The sequence below is a fragment of the Corynebacterium kroppenstedtii genome, assembly GCF_016894245.1.
GTDB lineage: Bacteria > Actinomycetota > Actinomycetes > Mycobacteriales > Mycobacteriaceae > Corynebacterium.
In genome coordinates, this window is record NZ_CP069792.1 from 1,305,050 (window position 1) to 1,321,639 (window position 16,590).

Annotated in this window: 12 protein-coding genes and 2 pseudogenes; all 14 read left to right on the forward strand. The window is 58.9% G+C overall.

Features of this window, described 5'->3' with window-relative positions; genetic code table 11:
* The first annotated feature begins 9 nt into the window (after nt 1–9).
* The 14 genes and pseudogenes from tilS (at nt 10) to I6J23_RS05805 (ending at nt 16,454) form a co-directional block, all read left to right on the forward strand.
* The gene (gene tilS / locus I6J23_RS05745) at nt 10–1,209 is read left to right on the forward strand and encodes a tRNA lysidine(34) synthetase TilS (protein WP_204581265.1); all 1,200 of its coding nucleotides are present in this window, start codon (nt 10–12) and stop codon (nt 1,207–1,209) included.
* 95 nt (nt 1,210–1,304) lie between these two features.
* Nucleotides 1,305–1,892, forward strand: coding sequence for a hypoxanthine phosphoribosyltransferase (gene hpt / locus I6J23_RS05750; protein ID WP_204581266.1), 588 nt, complete (start codon nt 1,305–1,307; stop codon nt 1,890–1,892).
* A gap of 223 nt (nt 1,893–2,115) precedes the next feature.
* Entirely contained in the window at nt 2,116–4,944 is a 2,829-nt protein-coding gene (ftsH, locus tag I6J23_RS05755) for an ATP-dependent zinc metalloprotease FtsH (protein ID WP_239454839.1), read from the forward strand.
* A complete protein-coding gene (gene folE / locus I6J23_RS05760; protein WP_204581268.1) occupies nt 4,944–5,510 on the forward strand; it encodes a GTP cyclohydrolase I FolE in 567 nt (188 codons plus the stop codon). The genes ftsH and folE overlap by 1 nt, the downstream gene beginning before the upstream one ends.
* Before the next feature lie 60 nt (nt 5,511–5,570).
* Nucleotides 5,571–6,476 (forward strand): dihydropteroate synthase, encoded by a 906-nt coding sequence (folP, locus tag I6J23_RS05765; protein WP_204581269.1) that lies wholly within the window; start codon nt 5,571–5,573, stop codon nt 6,474–6,476.
* Nucleotides 6,469–6,837, forward strand: a pseudogene (gene folB / locus I6J23_RS10710) (dihydroneopterin aldolase); the annotation flags it as partial. The gene folP and the pseudogene folB, both read left to right, overlap by 8 nt.
* 18 nt (nt 6,838–6,855) lie before the next feature.
* Nucleotides 6,856–7,338, forward strand: a pseudogene (gene folK / locus I6J23_RS10715) (2-amino-4-hydroxy-6-hydroxymethyldihydropteridine diphosphokinase); the annotation flags it as partial.
* Nucleotides 7,335–7,823, forward strand: coding sequence for a DUF3180 domain-containing protein (locus I6J23_RS05775; protein ID WP_204581271.1), 489 nt, complete (start codon nt 7,335–7,337; stop codon nt 7,821–7,823). The pseudogene folK and the gene I6J23_RS05775, both read left to right, overlap by 4 nt.
* On the forward strand, nt 7,820–9,508 hold the full coding sequence (locus I6J23_RS05780) for a DUF6779 domain-containing protein (RefSeq protein WP_204581272.1): 1,689 nt from the start codon (nt 7,820–7,822) through the stop codon (nt 9,506–9,508). Before I6J23_RS05775 ends, I6J23_RS05780 begins: the two co-directional genes overlap by 4 nt.
* A 9-nt stretch (nt 9,509–9,517) precedes the next feature.
* The gene (gene panC, locus I6J23_RS05785) at nt 9,518–10,435 is read left to right on the forward strand and encodes a pantoate--beta-alanine ligase (protein WP_204581273.1); all 918 of its coding nucleotides are present in this window, start codon (nt 9,518–9,520) and stop codon (nt 10,433–10,435) included.
* A gap of 144 nt (nt 10,436–10,579) precedes the next feature.
* Nucleotides 10,580–12,190, forward strand: a complete 1,611-nt coding sequence (gene lysS / locus I6J23_RS05790) for a lysine--tRNA ligase (protein ID WP_204581274.1) — start codon at nt 10,580–10,582, stop codon at nt 12,188–12,190.
* Between the two features lie 217 nt (nt 12,191–12,407).
* On the forward strand, nt 12,408–13,922 hold the full coding sequence (locus I6J23_RS05795) for an acyl-CoA dehydrogenase family protein (protein WP_239454840.1): 1,515 nt from the start codon (nt 12,408–12,410) through the stop codon (nt 13,920–13,922).
* A gap of 157 nt (nt 13,923–14,079) precedes the next feature.
* Nucleotides 14,080–15,288: an acyl-CoA dehydrogenase family protein gene (locus I6J23_RS05800; protein WP_204581275.1), complete on the forward strand. Its 1,209-nt coding sequence runs from the start codon at nt 14,080–14,082 to the stop codon at nt 15,286–15,288.
* A 779-nt stretch (nt 15,289–16,067) separates the two neighbouring features.
* Nucleotides 16,068–16,454 (forward strand): DUF1304 domain-containing protein, encoded by a 387-nt coding sequence (locus I6J23_RS05805; protein WP_204581276.1) that lies wholly within the window; start codon nt 16,068–16,070, stop codon nt 16,452–16,454.
* The last annotated feature ends 136 nt before the right edge of the window (nt 16,455–16,590 follow it).

Sequence of the window (16,590 nt, forward strand, 5' to 3'; positions counted from 1 at the left end):
AAACGCGCTGTGACGAAGACCGCTATGAAGCCGAACCTCAACGATGCCCCCACACCCTCCTATACGCCGCCCTCAACCAAACCGGGGCCCCATGTGTTGCGCATCCGCCACGCGCTCGAGGCATGGCACAAAACCTGGAGCCCTCGACTGACGGCGCCAGAGCAATCTAAAGACGATGAGCTGGGCTTGTCATGCCTCATCGGATGCTCCGGCGGCGCCGATTCCTTATCCTTAGTGGGCTGCGCGACCAAGCAAGGCTGGAGCGTCCACGCCGTGGTTATTGACCACGGTCTACAAGAGGGTTCAGACGGCGTAGCGATGCGAGCTGCGCATGTGTGCCAGGCACTGGGAGCGACCTCTGAGGTCGTGAAAGTGCGGCCCCGGGAAGCCACTGAAGCTGCCGCGCGAGAAGAACGCTATCGTGCCCTAGGCCAAATAGCGCAAGAGCATGGTGGCCTCCCCGTCCTCGTCGCACACACCGGGGATGACCAGGCGGAATCACTATTCCTAGGGCTAGCGCGAGGTGCCGGACTGGGAAGTATCGCCGGGATGCCACCCATCCTTTTCCACCATCCCGTCGTCGATGCCGGAGCCACGGCGCTTGGACGCCCGCTCCTCTCCATTCGTCGAGACAACACCCTCGGAGCGTGTGCCGAACTAGGCATCACGCCCTGGCACGATCCCACCAATACCTCCGGGGATAACCTCCGATCACGGGTCCGCACGCAGCTCATTCCTCAGGTCCGCTCTGTTCTGGGGGCGGATGCCGTCGATAATGCAATTACGACCTCGGCAATGGCCCGCACTGACCACGATTACCTGGCAGAGCAGGCCGCCGGCGCCTTGAAAGAATGTGAACGGCACGGCTCCGAAGGGGCCTCTCTGCAAGGGAGTGCCCGGGATACACACCACGATTTCCTTCCAGATAGTCCCGGAAGTACTGGTCTGGACGTCACCACATATCTACATCAGCCTCAGGCTTTGCGTGGAAGAATCATTAAACAGTGGCTTCACCACCGCGCCGGGCCTCTGACCAGGGCACACGTCAAGGCGATCGATGCGCTTGCCGCCCAATGGCATGGGCAGGGGGGAGTCGCTATTCCCTGGGCGCGCACGCCCGCGCCACCTGGTCGCTTACTCGTCGTTCGTCGCCACGATGAACTACGGCTGACCGTTGAGGTTATGCGTGACCCTTATCGTTACGGGTGACCGTTAGTGTTCAGCGAAAATTGCCAGACGGGCGCCTATAAGCGACCATATATTTACGGACCACACAGACAACAACGCCACATGATCGAGAGCTAATGATGCAATCCCATCAACCCGTCCCCGTCCCCGAACACGGCTATGGCGACGATGTTGACCACGTCCTCATCACCGAAGAGCAACTCCATAACCGCATCGCAGAGATGGCCGATCGCCTCTCCGAAACCTACGCCGATGAGGATGACGACCTCATCCTGGTATGCGTGCTCAAAGGTGCGGTGTACTTCATCACCGACATTTCCCGGCAGATGAGCATCCCGACACAGCTAGAGTTCATGGCCGTATCGTCCTACGGCAATGCCACCAGCTCGTCGGGTGTCGTGCGCATTCTCAAAGACCTCGACCGCGATATCCAGGGCCGAAACGTCGTCATCATTGAGGATGTTATCGATTCTGGTTTGACTTTGCACTGGCTCATCAAGAACTTGAAGAGCCGGAAGCCCAACTCGCTGCGGATTGTGACGCTCCTCCGTAAGCCCGACGCCATCAAAGTGGACATTGACCTCTTTGACGTCGGCTTTGATATCCCCAACGAGTTCGTCGTCGGATATGGATTGGATTATGCCGAGCGATATCGTGACATCCCGTGGGTAGGGACATTGAAATCGCGGGTGTACGAAAAATAGCCCAGCCGGTGCCAAAACATCGGTGCCAAGATAACTGAATACGAGACGATGTGTAGCCCGAAGGACGTAGAGGCCAGAGCAGGCAAGCGGCCGAAGAATCCGCGCTGTTCGCGCACAGCGAACGCCTGGCTGGTCGACGTGTCCTAGGGTTCGACTACCCTGGTAGCAATCGCCACCGTACCTGCGACGACAGGTATTCATACTTTTCCCAATGAGAGGTTCCATGGACCGCAAGAAAGTCATGCGCATAGCGACGGTCATCGCTATCATCATGCTCGGGATTTTCGCTTTCTCGGTGTTCTCTAGCTCGACGCGCGGGTATCAAGATGTTGATACCTCCGTCGCCCTGAAGCAGCTCAAAGACGGCAACGTCAAAAAAGCTCAGATTAACGATAGGGAACAACAACTCCAACTAGACCTGAAGAAGAAAATTGACGAGGGCGACCACAAAAATGTCGACAAAGTCATAGCGAAATACCCGGCAAGGACGTCGGACCAGGTTTTCGACGCGGTTCAAAAATCCAATCCTGAGAGCTACACAACCAAGGTCACTCAGGATTCATGGTTGGGCCAGATGTTCGTCGTTCTTGGCCCCATGATCCTCTTCTTCCTGCTGATCATGTTCTTCTTCTCCCGCATGCAGGGCGGATCCGGCATGGGCGGCATGTTCGGCTTCGGCAAATCGAAGGCCAAAGAACTGACCAAAGACATGCCGAAAACTAACTTCGGCGATGTCGCCGGTGAAGAAGAAGCCGTCGAGGAGCTCACCGAAATTCGCGACTTCCTCCAGGGACCGGAACGGTATGAACGCCTCGGCGCAAAGATCCCCCGTGGCGTCCTGCTCTATGGACCGCCCGGTACCGGTAAAACCCTTCTGGCACGCGCAGTCGCCGGTGAAGCTGGTGTGCCCTTCTATTCCATCTCCGGGTCAGACTTCGTCGAAATGTTCGTCGGTGTGGGAGCATCTCGCGTTCGTGACCTGTTCACTCAAGCTAAAGAAAACTCGCCATGCATCATCTTCATTGACGAGATCGACGCCGTCGGACGTCAACGAGGCTCCGGAATGGGCGGTGGCCATGATGAGCGCGAGCAAACCCTGAACCAGCTGCTGGTCGAAATGGATGGCTTCGGTGACCGCCAGGGTGTCATCCTGATCGCTGCAACGAACCGGCCGGACATCCTGGATCCCGCATTGTTGCGGCCGGGGCGCTTTGACCGGCAGATTCCGGTGACTAATCCGGATCTTGCAGGCCGTGAGCAGATTCTCCGTGTTCACGCCAAGAACAAGCCCTTGGGCCCGGACGTGGATCTAAGCTCGTTGGCTAAGCGAACCGCCGGTATGTCCGGTGCGGACTTAGCCAACGTGCTCAACGAAGCAGCGCTGCTCACCGCCCGCGTGAACGGCAATATCATCACCGCCGACGCGCTGGAAGAAGCGACCGACCGTGTTGTCGGTGGGCCACGTCGAAGCTCGAAGATCATCTCCGAGCATGAGAAGAAAGTCACCGCCTATCACGAAGGCGGGCACACGCTTGCCGCTTGGGCGATGCAGGATATCGAACGCGTGTACAAGGTGACCATTCTGGCCCGTGGACGAACCGGCGGCCACGCCATGACCGCGAGCGAAGACGACAAGGAAATGTACAACCGGGCAGAGCTTTTCGCGCGGTTAGTCTTCGCCATGGGTGGCAGGTCCGGTGAAGAGCTTATCTTCGGCAACCCGACGACGGGCGCCTCCGCAGATATCGAGCAGGCGACAAAAATCGCCCGCGCCATGGTGACCGAGTACGGCATGAGCCCCGACCTAGGAGCCGTTAAGTACGGTGAGGAACAAGGCGACCCGTTCTCCGGGCGAGGAAGTGGCGGAAAGCTGGAGTACTCCGACGACGTCGCGGCGACCATTGACAAGCAGGTGCGCTACCTCATTGAGAAAGCCCACGACGAGGCGTACGCGATTCTGAAAGAAAACCGCGAAACCTTCGACCTCTTGGCCCAGAAACTGCTGGAAAAAGAAACTCTGCGGCGCCCTGACCTCGAAGCCATCTTTACGAATGTGAAACCGCGCGAGCGGCTGGAAATCTTCACGAATGAAGACGTCCTCCATCCGAAGGATGACAGAGACCCTGTCAAAACCCCTGTGGAATTAGCTCGTGAACGTGGCGAAGAGCCACCCAAGCGACACGATTTCCTGGAAGCGTCCCGGCAGGCACGACGTGAACGCGAATCCGCTGCCAACCAGGCGAACGCTCAGTCGGTAACAGCCGGCGGCGCTAGTAACGCCGTGGGGGCTGGTCAGCAACAATCGATGCAACAGGGATTTGGTACGCAAGGCTCCGACGCCCGTGGCTGGTCGGCCAACGATGCGACAGCTCACCACGATCCCACCGGAACGAGTAATCCGAATGGCAATTCCAACGCGGGATATGAAGGCCAAACGACGGTCATACCCCGCAGTAATGGGTCGTCCGCGTACGGTAGCTACCCAGCCGGAGCACCAACGGATCAGCCGGCACAGGGTTCAACCAACGACGACAGCACGCCCGTCTACGGTGGAACCCCACCGCCAGCCGGATGGACTGCCCCAGGATGGCCGCCATCGGACCGCGCCCCCCGGTACTCGGACTCAGGCTCGTCCTCGACCGCCGGATCCGGCTACCACTATGGCAATACCCAGGGCAATGAGCAGGGTGGCGGGCAAGGTGCTTCGGAATACCAGCCGCAATCCCAGACGCCGGGGGCTCATCAGACAGGAGCTCGACACTCTGCCGACAACCGCGGCGCCACAACAGGGCACGCGGGCCAGCACCCGGGAATGCAGAATTACGGCGTCGGCCAACCACATGAACCCGCAGACAGTGGGCTCCACGGTTTCCGATTCCCGGAGAACGAACGCCCAGATCACCCCTGGGACGATGGTCGCCACCGCACAGGGGAGCCGAACTCAGATGCGCCGAGCGGAAGCGGACACAACCGCGACGTGTCTGGTGATCAACGGCGTGATCACAACGGTTCCGCTGAGGATGGTAACCGGCGTGAAGACGGTGACCACTAATGGCCATCGACCATGAACGGGCGCGGGCAGCCGTCCGCGACCTGTTAATCGCCGTAGGGGAAGATCCCGATAGAGAAGGACTCGTTGATACACCGGAGCGCGTGGCACGAGCCTATGAAGAAATCTTCGCGGGCCTCCATCAGGACCCGTCGGAGGTTCTTACCAAGACCTTCAACGAAGACCATCGCGAACTCGTCCTCGTCCGAGATATTCCCGTCTACTCCACGTGCGAACACCACCTAGTCCCGTTCTACGGGAAAGCCCACATCGGTTACATCCCGGGGACATCGGGGAAAGTCACCGGACTCTCCAAGCTCGCTCGACTGGTAGACCTTTACGCCAAACGACCACAAGTGCAAGAACGCCTGACCAAACAAGTCGCGGACGCCATGGTTGAACGGCTACATCCTCAAGCGGTCATCGTCGTTATCGAATGTGAACACCTGTGCATGGCAATGCGTGGCATTCGCAAACCTGGGGCGACAACCACCACGTCCGCGGTTCGTGGGGGATTCGAAACAAACCCCGCCAGCCGTGCCGAAGTACTCAGTCTCATCCGCGGGTAACCTCGTCAGCGTCGGAGCACACACCGAACACAACAGGCGGAAGGAGCCTCAACGAACATCATGGATGCACCGCGTACGCACGTGATGGGTGTCCTTAACATCACCGACGACTCCTTCTCCGACGGCGGCCAATGGCTTCCCGCCGACCTCACACGCCCCGACATCGCCATCACTCACGCCCGTGACATGATCCGTGATGGAGCCACCATCATCGACATCGGCGGCGAATCCACCCGCCCCGGTGCCGTCCGCGTCGCCGAGCAAACCGAACTCCAGCGCGTCATCCCCGTCGTCGAAGCCCTCGCGAATGACGACGTCATGCTCTCCGTCGACACCATGCGCGCGACTGTCGCCCGAAAAGCTATCCAAGCAGGAGCGACGCTCATCAATGACGTGTCAGGGGGGCTTGCCGACCCAAACATGATCCGTGTCGCTGCAGACACCGGGGCATACCTGTGCCTCATGCACTGGGAAACAGACCGCTTCGGCGACGCCGACTCCCACGGCGCAGCCGGAGCCAACCGAGGAGCCGACCACGGCCCGCACTTCGTCCGGCGCGTCGCGGAATTCCTCCACCAACGCGCCACCTACGCCAGCGAGCACGGCGTCGACAAGGAAAAAATCATCATTGACCCCGGAATCGGGTTCGCCAAGTCAGCTCTCGGCAACTGGTCGCTGTTGCACGGCCTCGACCAGCTCACCGACCTCGGATATCCTGTCCTCATCGGAGTTTCCCGAAAACGTTTCCTGACCAGCCTCATCGCCGGATCTGATGGCATCCCCACCGCTCCAGCCGACGCCGACGCAGCCACCGCAGCCGTCAGTACACTGGCCGCCAGCCACGGGGCATGGGCCGTCCGCGTACACAACGTGCGTCCCAACGTGGACGCCATCAAAGTCGCCCACGCCTGGGCCACAGCCCACGGACCCGACGTACCCCAAGGATGGAGAGCACGACGTGGCTGACCGAATAGAACTCACAGGCGTCGAGGTATATGGACACCACGGGGTATTTCCGCACGAAAAACGTGAGGGCCAGCGCTTTCTCACCGATGTCACCGTGTGGACCGACTTCCATCACGCAGCCGCCACCGACGACCTCACACACACCATCAGCTACGCCGACATCGCCGACCTCATCCACACCACCGTTGCCGGCCCCAGCCGCGACCTCATAGAAACCGTCGCCAGCGAGATCGCCGACACCCTCATTCTCAACAACCGCGTCCACGCCGTCGAAGTCACCATCCACAAACCCGACGCCCCCATACCTCATCCCTTCGCTGACGTCGCCGTCGTCGCACGTCGAAGCCGAAAAGACCTCCGCCACGTCGTACTATCCTTCGGCTCCAACATCACCGCCGATGGGATCACGCCACACCAACGGGTAGAGCGTGCCATGCACTGGTTTGAAACCAGTGCGAGCTACCGCGTCATCGCAACGTCCTCGCTCTACGCCACACCAGCCTGGGGAGGCGTTGACCAGGACGACTTCATGAACTCCATCGCCGTCGTCGAAACCATGAAAACACCCCTCGACATTCTCGACGATGCACACGAACTTGAACGCGAAGCGCACCGAACGCGCGATATTCACTGGGGGCCGAGAACCCTCGATATTGACCTCATCACCAGTATCAACAACGGATCTGAAGAACACTACGACACCGACAACCTCACGCTTCCGCACCCGTGGGCGCACCAACGTGCCTTCGTACTCAAGCCGTGGTTGGAAGTGGAACCCCACGCTCGGTTAGGACGCCAGCGTATTGCGTCTCTGTTGGACAACTTGGATCCCCGCGAGGTAGAAGAGGTGAAACCCCAATGACCTCCACGAAGCCCACCTACCTTGTCGCCACCGCTCTCATCGTCGGCTTAGGCACGTTTATGCTGATCTGGCGCTTTTACGGGTCTATCCCGGGATTTAATTTTACCCTCCCGGTCATCCTGATCGTCCTCGCTGTGATCTGTACCGTCACGGGATTCATCGTCAGAAAACGCATAGCCGATAACGAAGTCGGACAAGATCGATCGCAAATACATCCGCTCACCATCGCCCGATGCTTCGTCATGGGAACCTCCACGGCGTGGTTTGGGTCCATTTGTGCAGGATCGTATGCGGGTATAGCCGTCTACCTCTGGATCAACTACAGCCGGCTGATCGCCGCACGGGAGGATACCCCCGCCGTGGTCGTCGGACTTATTGCCGCCATTCTCGTTGCTGCATCAGGTTTATGGCTGGAGCGGTGTTGTGGGGCACCCCCACCAAACGATGAAGATACGCAGTCTAGCAATGTAGTGTGGAGTTCATGACCGGCCCACAGCAATCCCACGATGGTTACGACAGCTCCAACAACCAGGGACACTATGACGACCAGTCGCCTGACTATCGCGACGATTACCCGCCCGCCAACACAGGCGGTAGCGGCAAGTTTTCCTTCGCGGCCATCGTCGTCATGCTGGTCTTTGCCGTTGTTGCGACGATCCTCATGCTCTTTACGGACAGTGAAACATGGACAAAAATCGCTGTCCTCTGCGCCCTCTGGGCCGCCATCGTCGGGTGTATTGCTGTAGCACGACTGCGTAAACAGGTGGACAACCAGCAGCGGGACACCGACAACCTTGAACGGTTGCACCAAGCCGAGCTCGAGCGGGAACTGGCCACCCATCGCGAGCAAGAACTCATCCTGGAGCAGAACTACTACGACTCGCTGCAGGAACAAGAGCAGAACACCCTTGCTGATATTCGCGCGGAACTCACCGTGCTTCGTGAAAACTTGTCCGCCATGATGGGAACCGATCTGGACACCGAGCGCACGGCCCTCAAAGCCGAGGCGCAGCGCATTCTGGAATTGGAACGTGACACCAAAGATTCATCCTCGACGACGGAAGCACGCACGAGCGGGTCAACGTCAAGGACGTCATCTGTGCCGGCATCGTCACACAAGCCATCGGGTAAGCGTGGGCAGAACCGTGGTGGAGCTGGACAAACACGGGGAGCTGGACAAACACGGGGTGCAGAGCAATCATCGGGCGTTGGGCGCGCGTCGGCCACGCAGCAAGGGCGGGCGAACCAATCTTCGTCTGGATCGCGGGCAGCTGATTCGGCCTCCGCACAGCAGAGTGATAACTCCTTGCGCACTGGTTCATTCAACGCAGTGAAGTGGACCGCCCAGCCATCACGTCGCTCAGGCTCGGGATACTCTGCGGATCAAACCACGGTGCTACCTTCTGTGGAGAAAAAAGCGAACCCGCACGCATCTCAGCCGTCGCAGCAGCAACAGCCCACGCGGCAGCCTGACCGTGCTGCTCAGACCAACCAACGGTCAACCACGACACAGGGGAGCGCGGTGTACCGCGGCGCGGACCGTGACAACTCGCAATTCTTTGCCTTTGGGGCGGGTTCGTCGCCAGCGTCATCGACCCGCGACCGTTCGGCCCAGAACTCCTCGGCTCAGCCTGCGTCGACATCTGGATCGGCCCAGGCTCAGTCGTCGCGAACAGAATCGACGCCCTATGTCGGTTCCCATCGCGGTCCCAATCCAAACGTCAGTTCAGCGCAGAGCGGCAGCAACTCGCAGCGCGTCGGCACCGCACAGAGCAGCAGCACCGCGGCAGGTGGATCTCGCCGGAGCACGGACCCCGATACAGGTTCCTTCGCAGCTTTCGGTTCAGGCCGCTCTTCGGCACCGTCCTATGATCGAACCCACGCTCCAACTACGGGTGGTTTCCGGGCGCAATCGCCCACTTCAGGGTCGACATCAGCATCCGGCAGCCAAGCCGGTGGTCACTCTCCGCACGACGGGATGTTCACGGGAAACCAGAATTATGGCTCGTCAGCAAGCTCCCCGGATTCCGTCGATCCGCGCGGCCGTCACGAAGGCCCACAGGACTCATCGTCGGGTGGCCGTCGGCGTCGGGCAGATAATGGAGACCCAAGCCACAACGTCACCGTCGCATCCTTACTCGAACAGCTGAAGAAGAATAGCGAGAAGTAGTAACACACCATGACCACACCGACGAATCCCGGTTTTGCGGCTGGTGAGCTGCGTGTTCATGATTCCGCCGAGGCATTTGCAGCAACAACAAGGGCTTTGCGTAAAACGGGGAAGCGTATCGTTCTTGTTCCCACAATGGGAGCTCTGCATGCGGGTCACCGTGCACTCCTCCGTGCAGCGCACAGGCTCCCTGGGGCCGTGGTGGCGTCGTCGATTTTTGTCAATCCGGCACAGTTCGATAACCCCGACGACTTCGAAAAATATCCCGTCACGCTGCAACGCGACCTGGACATCCTCCGTGAGGAAGGGGTTTCCCTAGCATTCACCCCCAAGGCTGAGGACATGTATCCTCATGGGGCCCGGACGATGGTCCACCCCGGTCCCGTCGCTGAGGGGCTGGAAGGGGACCGGGATGGCCACTTTGTCGGCGTGGCTACGGTGGTCTCCAAGCTGCTCAACATATCCCACGCCACGGACATCGTAATGGGGGAAAAGGATTATCAGCAGCTGGTGATCATCCAGCAGTTAGTGACCGACCTCAATATGGAGGTCACGGTGCATGGGGTGCCCATCGTGCGGGAACATGATGGGCTGGCGCTCTCGTCGCGCAACGTTCGCCTGGATCCTGAGGCTCGTGTTACCGCGACGGCGATTTCGGCTGCGATGACCGCAGCGCTATATAAAGCAAAAGATGGTGCTCGCGCTGTAGAGGCGGAAGCACGGCAGATCATGGAGGGCGAAGGCATTGATGTTCTCTACGCCGTCGTCCGCGGGAAAGATTTGGGGCCGGCTCCCGAGAACGGGGAGGGGCGTCTACTCGTCGCCGCACGGGTGGGGGGCGTGCGGTTGATTGATAACACCGGCGTCATGTTGGGCGAGCTTCCCGACGACACCATCGCCGGCGGTGCTGATATCTCCGGTGCGTAGCCACGTGGTTGCCGGCGGCACGTGTGAAACGCGTGTGAAGCGCGTGTGTTACGTGCGTGATACATGTGTCCGTCTGATTACAGAAAGCCGACTAGGGACGGCCCACCGGTTGCCTGTGGGGTGAGGTCAGCTACTCTTTATCGCGTGAGTAAAGCGACGAAAAACCAGGATGTCCCAGAGCAAGTTAAAGTTCGCAAGGCAAAAAGAGAGCGGTTGCTCTCTGAGGGCACTGCGCCGTACCCAGTCGACGTAGAGCGCACCCACACGCTGAAACACATTCGCGACGCCTTCGTCGTCGATGAAGACAAAGCAGGGACCACTGAGCAACGTGCCGACGGCACCGTTCGTCGTTATTTAGATATCGGTGATGAAACGGACACCGAGGTGGCCGTGGCCGGACGCGTGATTTTCATGCGTAATACCGGCAAGTTGTGTTTCGCCACGCTGCAAGAGGGGGATGGGACGCAGCTTCAGGCGATGCTATCGCTCGCCGAGGTGGGGGAGGACGCCCTCAAACGCTGGAAGTCCGACGTCGACATGGGCGACTTTGTGTCGATTCGTGGTCGCGTGGTGTCGTCGCGTCGCGGAGAGCTATCCGTGTTTGCGTCGACGTGGACCTTGGCGTCGAAAGCGCTGCGCCCCCTGCCTGTGTCCTTCGCCGATATGAATGAAGACACCCGCATTCGCTATCGCTACACGGATTTGATTATGCGGGACGACGCCCGCCGCATGATGGTGACCCGCGTAACCGTTGTGCGCGCCCTTCGTGAATACCTGCAGGATCTAGGCTTCCTCGAGGTAGAAACTCCCATGTTGCAGACGTTGCATGGTGGCGCGGCCGCGCGCCCGTTTGTGACGCATTCCAACGCTTTAGATATGGATCTTTACCTGCGCATTGCGCCGGAGCTGTACCTGAAGCGCTGCGTCGTCGGCGGTATTGAGAAGGTTTTCGAGGTCAATAGGAATTTCCGGAACGAGGGCATCGACTCCTCCCACAGCCCGGAGTTCGCCATGTTGGAAACCTATCAGGCCTATGCCACGTATGACGATAACGCTGCCTCGACTCAGGGCCTGATCCAGCACTGCGCGCGTGCCGTCAACACGTTGGTGCACGACAACTGGGACCCGGAGCAGGACCCGGATTCACTGGTCGTCACTCTTGCCGACGGCTCCACCTACGACTTTGGTGGCGAGTGGCCGAAGCTGGACATGTATGACAGCTTGAACGAGGCTTTGCAGCGCAAGTTCCCCGGCCAGCCCGAGGTGACCATTCACTCGACCGTCGATGAATTAAAGACGATCGCGCATGCGATTGGTGTGGAACCGGGCACGGGATGGGGCCACGGGAAATTCGTCGAGGAAATCTGGGAAGAGCTGTGCGCGGACCAACTGGATGGGCCAGTGTTCGTCCGTAACTTCCCAGTCGAGACGTCGCCCTTGACGCGCGATCACCGCTCGAAGCCCGGTGTGACTGAGAAATGGGATTTGTATGTCCGTGGTTTTGAGTTAGCGACGGGCTACTCGGAGTTGATTGACCCCGTGATCCAGCGTCAGCGCTTTGAGGATCAAGCTCGTTTAGCTGCTGGTGGTGATGATGAAGCAATGGTTTTGGACGAGGACTTCCTTCAGGCGATGGAGCAGGGCATGCCCCCGACGGCGGGAACCGGAATGGGTATCGACCGGTTGTTGATGGCATTAACTGGGTTGGGGATTCGGGAAACCGTGTTGTTCCCCTTGGTGAAGCCGGAACGGTAAGCCTTACGACGTAAACGGTGTGCCGTTGCCCTGGGTGAGTATTCACCTGGGGCTTTTCTCGTGAGATCGCTGTCAGAGGCACCGTGAACGTGGCTTTGTCAGTTTTCTTTGGTAATTGTGACACCGGTCACCTGATTGTGCGTTATGCTTATGTAAGCTTCCTGGCAATGCATCGTCGACCGGTGTGTAGCCGATACGAACGACCGAAAGGCCTTTAATGTCTTCAACAAATGAACACGACAATGGCTCTGGCTCTGCGGCAGGCGCCCGCGACAACGCTGCGAAATCCCGCGGCAAGAATTCCGACGGCAACGATTCAACCGTTGGGAAAAATAGCATTAAGCGGGACGCGATGGGCACGGCGATGCGCCTGTTGACGCGAGTAACGGGCTCCGATTTCGCCGCGAAGTATGGCCTCAATGAACGCATTGATCGCATTGCCTATGAGTCGACGAAGACCGGCATGAAGTCTCTTGGGGCGGCAACCCGTGAATTTAAGCGGGTAACCAGCGGCCAGTCCCCGATCCGTCTCCCCTTCCTCGGCTTGGGTGATGATAAGAAGATTGGCGACGAAAAACCCGATGCCCAGGCCGAGGAAAAAGCTGCGGAATCCAAGAAAGTCATGTGGGACCTTACGCCCGACGAGGATCAGGAGATGATCGTCGAGACGATTAAGGATTTCGCCGAAAAGCGCATTAGCCCAGCAGCGCACGATGCCGACGAAGCGGCAACTGTCTCCGAAGACCTCCGCAAAGAAGCACTTGGCCTGGGAATTTCTATGGTGAACGTTCCGGAGGAATTCGAGGGGATCGCCACCGGGTCTAATCTCACAACGAATTTCTTAGTCACCGAGGCCTTGGCCCACGCGGATCCGGGGATTGCCTTGTCTGTGATGGCTCCGGCCGGTGTCGCCGCGACGTTGACCGCCTATGGCTCGGACGAACAGCAGCGGACGTATTTGCCTGCATTCGCGGGTGAGGACATTCCGATCTCCGCGGTGTCCGTCGCCGAGCCCCAGCCACTGTTCGATCCTTTCTCCTTGACGACAACTGCTCGTCGCGAGGGTGATGACGTGGTGATCGAGGGCGTCAAGGCCTTAGTTCCCGACGCCGGTAATTGCGAGCTGTTCGTCGTCGCCACCATGCTGGACGATGCTCCGACGATGGTCATTGTCGAATCTGATGCTGATGGCGTCGTAGTGGAACCCGACCCGAGTATGGGATTGCGTGCGGCAGGACTGGGACGGCTGCTTCTCAACGACGTGCGTGTTCCCGCGTCGAACATTCTTGGTGGGGCGGATCGTTCTGCTGAGGATAGGGAGAGCGATTACCGGAATATTATTCGACGGTCCCGGTTGGGATGGGCTGCGTTGGCTGTGGGTGCATGTTCGGCAGTGCTGGATTATGTGAAGCCGTACGTCAATGAGCGTCAAGCGTTTGGTGAGCCGATTTCTCACCGTCAGGCGGTGGCTTTTGCGGTGGCGAATATCCGCATTGAACTCGACGGCATGCGTCTGGTTGCTCTGCGTGGCTGCTCCCGTGCGGACCAGGGGCTGACCTTCCACCGCGAGGCCGCCCTGGCCCGTGACTTGGCGGCCGAGAAAGGCATGGCGATCGGGTCAGACGGAGTCCAGTTGCTGGGTGGTCATGGTTATACCAAGGAGCATCCCGTGGAGCGGTGGTACAGGGATTTGCGTGCAATCGGCGTCGCTGAAGGGACGATTGTCCTGTAAACGGCCAAACAGCCAAGTGAGGCCACGCAGCCAAGCCGGCAGAACCGGCGTGAGCAGGCACCTGGCCCGCGATGTACGCACACATGAACACGATGTTGTCAACCGAATAAGAACCGCAGCGTTGAACGCTTTTATGTGACCCCGGAGGGACACAATCATGATTAACCTAGAACTTCCTGGCTTCCTGAAGAAGAGCGCAAACCCTGGGCACCAGGCAGCCGCCGAAGTCTTCCGACCCATTTCCCGCAAGTACGATCTCGCCGAGCACGAGCGCCCGGTGGAACTGGACACCATGGCTAGCATGGTGGAAGGTATGGCCGACGCCGGCCGTGGAATGGCTGGCGCGTCGGGAGGTCGTGGAGATAAGAAGAAAAAGTCCGACGGCATTCGCAATGGCGGAAATATGGCCGCGGTGCTGAACGTGTTGGAGCTGTGCTGGGGCGATGTGGCTCTCACGCTCTCCATCCCGTATCAGGGCCTCGGAAACTCTGCCATTGCGGCCGTCGCGACGGATGAGCAGTTGGAGCGTATCGGCAAAGTGTGGGCATCGATGGCCATCACCGAGCCTGGTTTCGGCTCGGACTCCGCTGCCGTGTCAACAACAGCCACTCTCGACGGCGACGAGTATGTCATTAATGGTGAAAAGATTTTCGTAACGGCCGGCGAGCGCTCTGACCACGTCGTCGTGTGGGCGAGTGTGGATAAATCCAAAGGCCGGGCGGCTATTAAGTCGTTCGTCGTTCCGAAGTCAGCTGACGGCTTCACAGTGGAACGCTTGGAGCACAAGTTAGGTATTAAGGCGTCGGACACTGCGGTATTGCGGCTGGATAATGTGCGCGTACCGAAGGAAAACCTGTTGGGTTCGCCAGAGGTGAGCACGAAGAAGGGCTTTGCTGGTGCAATGGCGACGTTCGATAACACGCGTCCGCTGGTGGCGGCGATGGCTATCGGGTGTGCTCGTGGCGCGTTGGAAAAGCTCCGCGAGGTGCTGGAAGATGCTGGTGAGGTCATTGATTATGACAAGCCTAAGTATGCTCAGTCAGCCGCGGTCGCGGAATACCTCGATTTGGAGAGCGACTGGGAATCCGCGTACTTGTTGACGCTGCGTGCGGCGTGGATGGCGGATAATAAGAAGCCCAACACCAAGGAAGCGTCGATTGCGAAGGCGAAGGCGGGGCGTGTCGGCACGCATATCACCCTCAAGGCTGTGGAACTGGCTGGACCGTGGGGCTACTCTGAACGCGAGCTTCTGGAAAAGTGGTCGCGCGATTCTAAGATCCTGGACATCTTCGAGGGGACGCAGCAGATCCAGCAGTTGGTTGTTGCTCGCCGTGAGCTGGGGCTGAGCTCTAAAGAACTGAAGTAGGCGGGGCAACGACGTACCCAGACCACGCTTAGGCCTTCTTGACAGTGGGCGCGGGGGACGCCCACTCAGGAACTAGATGGTGTGAAATAGGGCTCCATCGTGTATGTCCTACTGGCCGGCTAGTCCTAAAGTCACGAAACAGCCCAGTGCGGGGACTAGCTAAAAAGGGGGAGGCGTGAGCAATGTCCGCGCCACTATTCACAGTGCAGAGTGACAGTGACCTGCGTCGATAGCGTGCACAGCTGATGGATGGATCTACCGGAGATAACGACTGGTCAATACGTACAGTACTTCTGATTCTTTGGAAAACTCAGCTGCCGAACAGCATGTGCTGGACAAATAGCTCATTGGCCTGCTGAACGCTGGAGAAGAACGTGCCCGAAGTACTTCCCCCCTGCTCGGCCAAGAATTTAGAAAATATCGTTAAAAGGCATTGCGGTAACCCTGTCCAGCAAAATGAACGCCACAGGATTTATTATTGCCGACCTTCCACTCAGAGTTTCAGCAACTGTTGCCGATTTTTATGAAGGCGACCGGCGCTATGACAGATCGCGCAGCGAACTATCTCGTAGCTGCGTGACAATTCCTGTATTAGCTTCTTCAATGCCCGTGTTGTCTTCATGGTGAAGGGGCGGTCTCATATTTAGATGGTCACGGTGGTTATGGTGAGTGACTCAGCGTGTGATGTGGTTGCTTAGCTGGAGTGCTGGTGCGCATGACGACAGCCCTGTCGTATCTGCGGACACTTTAGCTAGAGACGTTAAGTAGAGTATCCACTCATGATCTTCTTAGGCGCAGTTGTTGCTGCTCTGGCGGCCCTTCTTCATGTATTCATCTTTTATTTAGAGTCGGTGGGGTGGACGGGTCCCCGTGCGCGATCAGTGTTCGGGTTGAGCGAAGACGAAGCAGCGTCGACGAAAGATCTAGCGTTTAACCAGGGATTTTATAACCTCTTCCTCGCCCTTGAGGTGTTTGTGGCTCTCGGTTTCTTGGTTGCCGGGGCCACGGCCGTCGGCGGTGCCTTAGCCCTCGCAGGCGTGGGGTCGATGCTTGCTGCGGCGCTCGTTTTGTGGGTGTGGTCACCCAATAACCGCAGTGCAGCCGTCAAACAGGGGTCGTTGCCCCTCCTCGCTGTCATCCTCATCGCCATCGGACTCTGCGTATAGCAATAGTGCTGTCGCCTGGCTTGTGCCCCGTGTGCTCGCGCTGTGCCTCTCGAGAAACAACGCGCCACCACAAGCGCGCCCACGAGTTCTTCACCCGGAGAAATCCCGGAAAGATCCCATAAAGAACCTGGAAACG